The sequence below is a fragment of the Kluyvera ascorbata ATCC 33433 genome, from assembly GCF_000735365.1.
Classification (GTDB): Bacteria; Pseudomonadota; Gammaproteobacteria; order Enterobacterales; family Enterobacteriaceae; genus Kluyvera; species Kluyvera ascorbata.
In genome coordinates, this window is the sequence record NZ_JMPL01000172.1 from 1 (window position 1) to 6,761 (window position 6,761).

Consider the following 6,761-nt stretch of genomic DNA (forward strand, 5'->3'; position numbering starts at 1 on the left):
CGTAATGGCTATTGCGAACGGCGCTATTTATCCGATCCGTCGTCGCTCAGGCTCTGAAGCCTTTCCCGCAGGCTACGGGGCGCGCCGCGGCGCTGCAGAACACCCCTGCAATTAGGGCTGTGCTTCCTCGCAAGCTTGGCGGTTTCTACGCTGATTGCGACGCCGCTGTTGACCACTACCAGCGTAATGTTGGTCACCGTGCTGCTTGCTGGCATCGGTTACAAAATTCAGCTGGCCGCACGCCGCGCTGAACGCGATATGGAACACGCCACTTCCCACGCCTAAACATCACCGATATCAATATCTCAGGAAATGATTAGGGCGCTAAGATTTTTAGTTGAATCAACAAACTTAGCGTCCTATACTGGATCCGCATCACATAAATAATATAGATTTAACTTATTAAGCGGGAGCAGGATAGCTTCCCGTTGGACCATGGATAGGCTTTCGGCAAGGGATACTTCCCTTCCTCTGTGCTACGTCGGATAGCAGGCTCACGAATTTCGTGAGATTTCTCACAAACCCATAAAAAGCGTCTACGCTGTTTTAAGGTTCTGATCATCAGGTCGGGATGGAGAAGCTATGAGCTCATCGTGTATAGAAGAAGTAAATGTACCGGATGACGACTGGTATCGTATCGTTAGCGAGCTGCTAAGCCGAGCAGGCATTGAGATTAACGGCAATGCTTCCTGCGATATTCAAGTCAAAAATCCGCGTTTGTTTAAACGTGTTTTACAAGAAGGTTCGCTGGGTCTTGGCGAAAGTTATATGGACGGTTGGTGGGAATGCGATCGTCTGGATATCTTTTTCGACAAGGTACTGCGCGCCGGATTAGAAACGCAACTCCCTCACAATATTAAAGATACGCTTCGCATTGCCGCCGCGCGTCTTTTTAACCTACAAAGCCGTAAGCGCGCCTGGCAGGTCGGTAAAGAACACTACGACCTCGGCAACGATCTCTTTAGCCGCATGCTAGACCCGTTTATGCAGTATTCCTGCGGCTACTGGAAAGATGCGCAGACGCTGGAAGCAGCTCAAGAAGCCAAACTGGACCTTATCTGCCAGAAATTACAGCTCCAACCCGGCATGAAAGTACTGGATATCGGCTGCGGCTGGGGCGGTCTGGCCGAATTTATGGCCAAAAATTATGGCGTGAGCGTTAAGGGCGTGACCATTTCAGCGGAGCAGCAAAAAATGGCGCAGGCGCGCTGTGAAGGGCTGGATGTCGAAATACTGCTGCAGGATTACCGCGACCTTAACGATCAGTTTGACCGCATTGTTTCCGTCGGGATGTTCGAGCACGTTGGTCCGAAAAACTATGACACCTATTTTTCCGTCGTCGACAGAAACCTGAAGCCCGACGGACTGTTCTTACTGCACACTATCGGCTCGAGAAAAACGGACAATAATGTCGATCCCTGGATCAATAAATACATCTTTCCGAATGGCTGTTTACCCTCAGTACGCCAGATTGCGCACGCCAGCGAACCTCACTTTGTGATGGAAGACTGGCACAATTTTGGCGCTGACTACGATACGACGTTGATGGCATGGCATGAACGCTTCCTCGAATGCTGGCCGGAAATCGCGGACAACTATTCTGAACGATTCAAACGCATGTTTAGCTACTATCTCAACGCCTGCGCGGGTGCGTTCCGTGCACGAGATATTCAGCTATGGCAGGTGATGTTCTCACGCGGCGTAGAGAGCGGTTTGCGCGTCGCCCGATAAACAAAAAGCCCGGAGCACACAGCCCCGGGCTTTTTTTATCTGCCTATTCCGCTTCAGCTTGCTGCTGTGCCGCTTCTTTTGCCGCCATCACACGCTCAACGGTATCGACTACCGCCTGCGTTTGCGGATCAATTTCAATGTTGACGCGGTCGCCCAGGCGTTTTTTGCCAAGCGTAGTGCGCTCCAGCGTTTCCGGGATCAGGTGGACGCAGAAACGCGTCGCCGTCACTTCACCGACCGTCAGGCTGATGCCATCAATACCGATAAAGCCCTTGTACAGGACGTACTTCATCAGCGTCGGGTCCTGAATTTTAAACCAGATCTGCTTATTATTTTCAGAGGTCAGGATTTTAGAGACTTCCGCCGTGGTCATAATATGACCGGACATTAAATGACCACCGATTTCGTCACTGAATTTCGCCGCGCGCTCAACGTTCACGAGGTCGCCCTCTTTCACATCGCCAAGATTAGTGATGCGCAGCGTCTCTTTCATCAGATCAAAGCTTATCTGGTCGCCGTTAATTTCCGTCACCGTTAAGCAGCAGCCGTTGTGCGCAACCGATGCGCCCGTCTCAAGACCCGCCAGCATGTGTTCCGGCAGCGCCACAACGTGGGTACGGAAGTTCGGTTTCTCATCAATGGACACGATTTTTGCCGTGCCCTGCACAATACCAGTGAACATGCAGTTAACTCCTGTTGATAATCATTACGGTACGTCTACCGATTCGTCTGCTACGCACAATAGCAGTTGATAAAACAGGTTGCTACCTTCCCCGCCGCTCCACCTATTTTTTGACTAGATTAAAAGCAAATCCTCGCTACAATGATGGAGCAAATCCTCTATTTATTCTTCTTGCTGCCGGTTAAGGCGGCTTTTCTGTCTCCCGTACCCAGCGTACGGCGAGAATAAATAACAACAATACAGGTGTTCACGTGCAGAAGTACTTTAGTGAAGCGCGGCAGTTATTAGCGCTGGCTATCCCAGTTATCCTCGCGCAGGTTGCCCAAACCGCGATGGGCTTTGTCGATACGGTTATGGCGGGTGGCTATAGCGCTACCGACATGGCTGCCGTCGCCATTGGTACCTCTATCTGGTTGCCAGCCATCCTCTTTGGTCACGGCTTACTGCTGGCCCTCACTCCGGTGATTGCCCAGCTCAACGGTTCCGGTCGTCGCGACCGCATTGCACAACAGGTACGCCAGGGATTCTGGCTGGCGGGACTTGTCTCCGTGTTGATTATGGTGGTGCTGTGGAACGCGGGATACATCATCCGCTCAATGCATAACATTGACCCTGCGCTGGCGGATAAAGCGGTCGGCTACCTCCGTGCCCTGTTATGGGGTGCACCGGGCTACCTCTGTTTCCAGGTTGCGCGTAACCAGTGTGAAGGCCTTGCCAAAACCAAGCCCGGCATGGTGATGGGCTTTATTGGTCTGCTGGTGAATATTCCCGTGAACTACATCTTTATTTACGGCCATTTTGGCATGCCGGAACTCGGCGGCGTAGGCTGCGGTGTCGCCACCGCATCGGTCTACTGGGTGATGTTCTTCAGCATGTTCTACTACGTTCGCCATGCGGGCTCGATGCGCGACATCCGTAATAAAGAACGCTTTGCCCGTCCGGATACGGCCATCCTGAAACGACTGGTCTCTTTAGGGCTGCCCATCGCGCTGGCGTTATTCTTTGAAGTGACCCTGTTCGCCGTGGTGGCGCTGCTCGTCTCTCCGCTGGGAATAGTCGACGTCGCTGGCCATCAGATTGCCCTGAACTTCAGCTCGCTGATGTTCGTACTGCCAATGTCGTTAGCGGCAGCGGTTACCATCCGCGTCGGCTTCCGCCTTGGGCAGGGCTCTACGCCGGATGCGCAGGTTTCCGCCCGCACCGGGCTCGGTGTCGGGGTGTGTATGGCAATGTGCACGGCGATTTTCACCACATTGATGCGCACGCACATCGCACTGCTGTACAACGACAATCCGGAAGTGGTGACGCTTGCTGCTCAGTTGATGTTGCTGGCAGCGCTGTACCAGATTTCTGATTCGGTGCAGGTTATCGGTAGCGGTATTCTGCGTGGTTATAAAGATACGCGGTCGATCTTCTTTATTACCTTTATCGCATATTGGGTTCTGGGCCTACCGTGCGGCTACGTGCTGGCGCTGACCGATATCGTGGTACCGCGAATGGGTCCGGCGGGCTTCTGGTGGGGCTTTATTATTGGTCTGACATCGGCCGCGGTGCTGATGATGCTGAGAATGCGTTTCCTGCAACGCCAGCCGGATGTGGTGATTCTTCAGCGCGCCTCGCGTTAACATTTCCAGGCGGCGTTTCGCCTGGCCGGGCTACACTCAAAGGTAGCCCGGCCGAGGTGTAACGCGGCGCTACCGCTTAGTGGTGTAGCATCTCGTCTACCACCTGCTGTTTCGTCAACTGGAACGGATAATAGGTCGGCCAGTTATCCATCTCGGCCAACAGCGCTTCCTGAGACTGATTCCCCATAAAGATATGGAAATGACTGGACTTGCGCGGGCCAATAATATGGTCACTGAACTGCACGAATTTCGGTGCCTCGCTCTTCGCGTCCTGGCATTCAAACAGATAGCGCACGCCCTTCTTGCCGGAGGTGTAGGTCAGGATTTTGTGCCCCGCGTAACGGTACTGGCAGGCACTCACCTTGTCACCCACGTGAAACTCCATGGTGCCGTTTTCGATACCAATCATATTCACATCGGTAGCATAGCCTTTACGGTAGTATTCTTTAATCTGGGCAAAGGTTTTACTCTTGTCTTTATTAGCCTTTTGCTGGAAAACCGGGTCGAGATCGCCAGAAAGCAGCAGTGCGTTAACCGACTCCCAAACGCCATCCCAATCTTTCAGTTCACGATCCTTAACATCGCTATCGCTAAAAACCCCCTCTGCCGCCTTTTGTTCTACTGCCGTGAGTGGTTGACCGTGGTCATGATGCCCGTGTGACAGCGCCTGCCCGCTGACGACCAGCGCGCCAACTGCCAGCGTTACTTTTCCCAGAAGTTTCATTGCTATTTATCCTTATATGATGTGAGAAAAAATGAGATGTTATATTATAACAATTCATTTCTCAACCACACAGACCTTCCTGTTTTGTCTATGCGTTCGGTCTTCAGCGTCGCGCCGTTGGATAAATAAAATGCAGACAGATCAATGAATTTTACCCATCGCGTTAAAACGCGAGCAATGTGGGCAAAAGTTCTCCAGTCGGGTGAAATCACACATTTTCCGCTTGCCACCGACCGCCGCTGCCGCTAATATTCGTCCCCGTTGCCGCAAGCAACAATGCGTCTGTAGCTCAGTTGGTTAGAGCACCACCTTGACATGGTGGGGGTCGATGGTTCGAGTCCATTCAGACGCACCATTAATGCGTTTATAGCTCAGTTGGTTAGAGCACCACCTTGACATGGTGGGGGTCGTTGGTTCGAGTCCAATTAAACGCACCATTATGCGTCTGTAGCTCAGTTGGTTAGAGCACCACCTTGACATGGTGGGGGTCGATGGTTCGAGTCCATTCAGACGCACCATTCCGCTTTATCTCCGAATTTTCTTACCGCTATCCCCTATCGAGTTGATTCATCACGCAGCAATCTCGCGTCATGACGTGGGAAGATATTTTCACCTCCCCACTACAACAATTCGCTACTCCGCTGTTTCAATACGAATTGTGCTGTTGTCGAAATCGGTAGTCACCGTTTCAGGACTTACCACCATCACATCAATCTCGTCGCAGGGAACCACTTTGTAGCGGGCCACCTGAGACATTTTTTCTGCCGTGACGGCGACAATGACCTCGTTACTCTGCGCGATAACCTCTTTCTTAAAGCACGCATCTTCATAGTACACGGCACTCAAGCCAGCCTGCTGATCCAGACCGCACACCCCAATAAAAGCCTGGTCGAAGACCATTTCGCGTACCAGATTTACCGTATCTGAACTGAGCGTACTGCCGGTTTTCGGATTCACCTTACCGCCGAGAAGTATCAGTTCTCCGTTCGTTCTGGCCCCTAATGCCGCGGCTATCTGCGGGCAGTTAGTGACTATCGTCAGTTCAATGTCCTCGGGAATAAACGCCGCCATCGCCAGGTAGGTCGAACCTGAATCAATAAAGATGCAGGATTCCGGCTTCAACAGCTCGGCACATTTCTTACCCACCAGCGACTTTTCACTGACGTTCTGTTCAATCCGCGTGGCCAGCGAACTTGACGCAATAAGCTGACTAACGGCGCCGCCGTAGACCTTCTTACACATCCCCTTTCTGGCGAGTTCCTGCAGATCACGGCGGATAGTGTGTTCCGAGACCCCGAGCTGCCGCGCAACATCAGCGCCAATCACCCGACCGGTGGTCATCAATAGTTGATGAATAAACGCCTGTCTCTGGTCAGGTAAAGCATCATAATCAATCAAGATAATCTCCAATAACCGAGCAACATATTGCACAATCTATCACAATACATCATAGTGGCGCTATCTTTCAGGCCGTGCTGAAAAGCTTAGCCGGACAAAACTCTCCCGATAACCAGGAGCATCGCGTGCACATCACCTTATCTCAGGGTCTCAGCGCTTATCTACAGCAGCTTGAACAGCGAACGCATGCCTGGTTTATCGCCCAGGATATCAACGCAACGGAAGAGATATTTATCCGCTATTACTACGAAGCGCGACGCGGGAGCCTGAAGCCGCTGTATGCGCAACTGATGCAGCATGCCAGTGAACATCAGCTTGCCGTTCAGCCCGCAATCACTGACTGTCTGACCCGCGTGGTCTCTGGCATCGTACCGGCATCAGGGCGCGCCATTCGCCTGATTCTGGGGATGCTGACCTACTGGCTCTCGCAATATCACTGTGGTCAACATCGCGAGTTACCCGAGGCACGAGAGGCTCGCGATATCATCGCGGGGATCTTACACAACCAGGTGATTTCAGTAGGCTGACCCTTTATCTCAGCGCTTATCTTTACCGACCAGGAGTTCAAATGAGCAATCAACCTATTGGCGAAATTATCCTC

At 52.2% G+C, this 6,761-nt stretch carries 6 protein-coding genes, 3 tRNA genes and 1 pseudogene; 7 read left to right on the top strand and 3 right to left on the bottom strand.

The genetic code is table 11. From position 1 onward, the window contains the following. Nucleotides 1-285: pseudogene (locus GKAS_RS24370) on the top strand (purine nucleoside transporter PunC); the annotation flags it as partial. 297 nt (nt 286-582) lie between these two features. Beyond that, nucleotides 583-1,731, top strand: a complete 1,149-nt coding sequence (cfa, locus tag GKAS_RS22170; RefSeq protein WP_035897537.1) for a cyclopropane fatty acyl phospholipid synthase — start codon at nt 583-585, stop codon at nt 1,729-1,731. A 43-nt stretch (nt 1,732-1,774) separates the two neighbouring features. Here cfa and GKAS_RS22175 read toward each other — a convergent pair whose 3' ends face one another. Next, complete coding sequence (locus GKAS_RS22175) at nt 1,775-2,413, bottom strand: riboflavin synthase (protein ID WP_035897539.1); 639 nt, start codon at nt 2,411-2,413, stop codon at nt 1,775-1,777. 251 nt (nt 2,414-2,664) lie between these two features. Here GKAS_RS22175 and mdtK point away from each other — a divergent pair, with 251 nt between their 5' ends. Then, nucleotides 2,665-4,038: an MdtK family multidrug efflux MATE transporter gene (gene mdtK / locus GKAS_RS22180; protein WP_035897541.1), complete on the top strand. Its 1,374-nt coding sequence runs from the start codon at nt 2,665-2,667 to the stop codon at nt 4,036-4,038. A 76-nt stretch (nt 4,039-4,114) separates the two neighbouring features. Here the strand turns inward: mdtK and zinT are convergent, their stop codons facing one another. After that, nucleotides 4,115-4,762: a metal-binding protein ZinT gene (gene zinT, locus GKAS_RS22185; protein ID WP_035897543.1), complete on the bottom strand. Its 648-nt coding sequence runs from the start codon at nt 4,760-4,762 to the stop codon at nt 4,115-4,117. Between the two features lie 278 nt (nt 4,763-5,040). Between zinT and GKAS_RS22190 the strand changes: the two genes are divergently transcribed. From GKAS_RS22190 to GKAS_RS22200, 3 genes are all read left to right on the top strand, one after another. Beyond that, nucleotides 5,041-5,117 (top strand) — tRNA-Val (locus GKAS_RS22190). A gap of 5 nt (nt 5,118-5,122) precedes the next feature. Beyond that, a tRNA-Val gene (locus GKAS_RS22195) sits at nt 5,123-5,199 on the top strand. Between the two features lie 4 nt (nt 5,200-5,203). Then, a tRNA-Val gene (locus GKAS_RS22200) sits at nt 5,204-5,280 on the top strand. A gap of 115 nt (nt 5,281-5,395) precedes the next feature. On the opposite strand, the gene GKAS_RS22205 is transcribed toward GKAS_RS22200, so the two are convergent. After that, nucleotides 5,396-6,160 (bottom strand): DeoR/GlpR family DNA-binding transcription regulator, encoded by a 765-nt coding sequence (locus GKAS_RS22205; RefSeq protein WP_035897545.1) that lies wholly within the window; start codon nt 6,158-6,160, stop codon nt 5,396-5,398. Between the two features lie 125 nt (nt 6,161-6,285). Here GKAS_RS22205 and GKAS_RS22210 point away from each other — a divergent pair, with 125 nt between their 5' ends. After that, nucleotides 6,286-6,687, top strand: coding sequence for a hypothetical protein (locus GKAS_RS22210; protein WP_035897547.1), 402 nt, complete (start codon nt 6,286-6,288; stop codon nt 6,685-6,687). The last annotated feature ends 74 nt before the right edge of the window (nt 6,688-6,761 follow it).

Coding starts and splice junctions, on each gene's coding strand:
- GKAS_RS22175 (WP_035897539.1), bottom strand. CDS start 2,413: ATGTTCACTGGTATTGTGCAGGGCACGGCAAAAATCGTGTCCATTGAT.
- zinT (WP_035897543.1), bottom strand. CDS start 4,762: ATGAAACTTCTGGGAAAAGTAACGCTGGCAGTTGGCGCGCTGGTCGTC.
- cfa (WP_035897537.1), top strand. CDS start 583: ATGAGCTCATCGTGTATAGAAGAAGTAAATGTACCGGATGACGACTGG.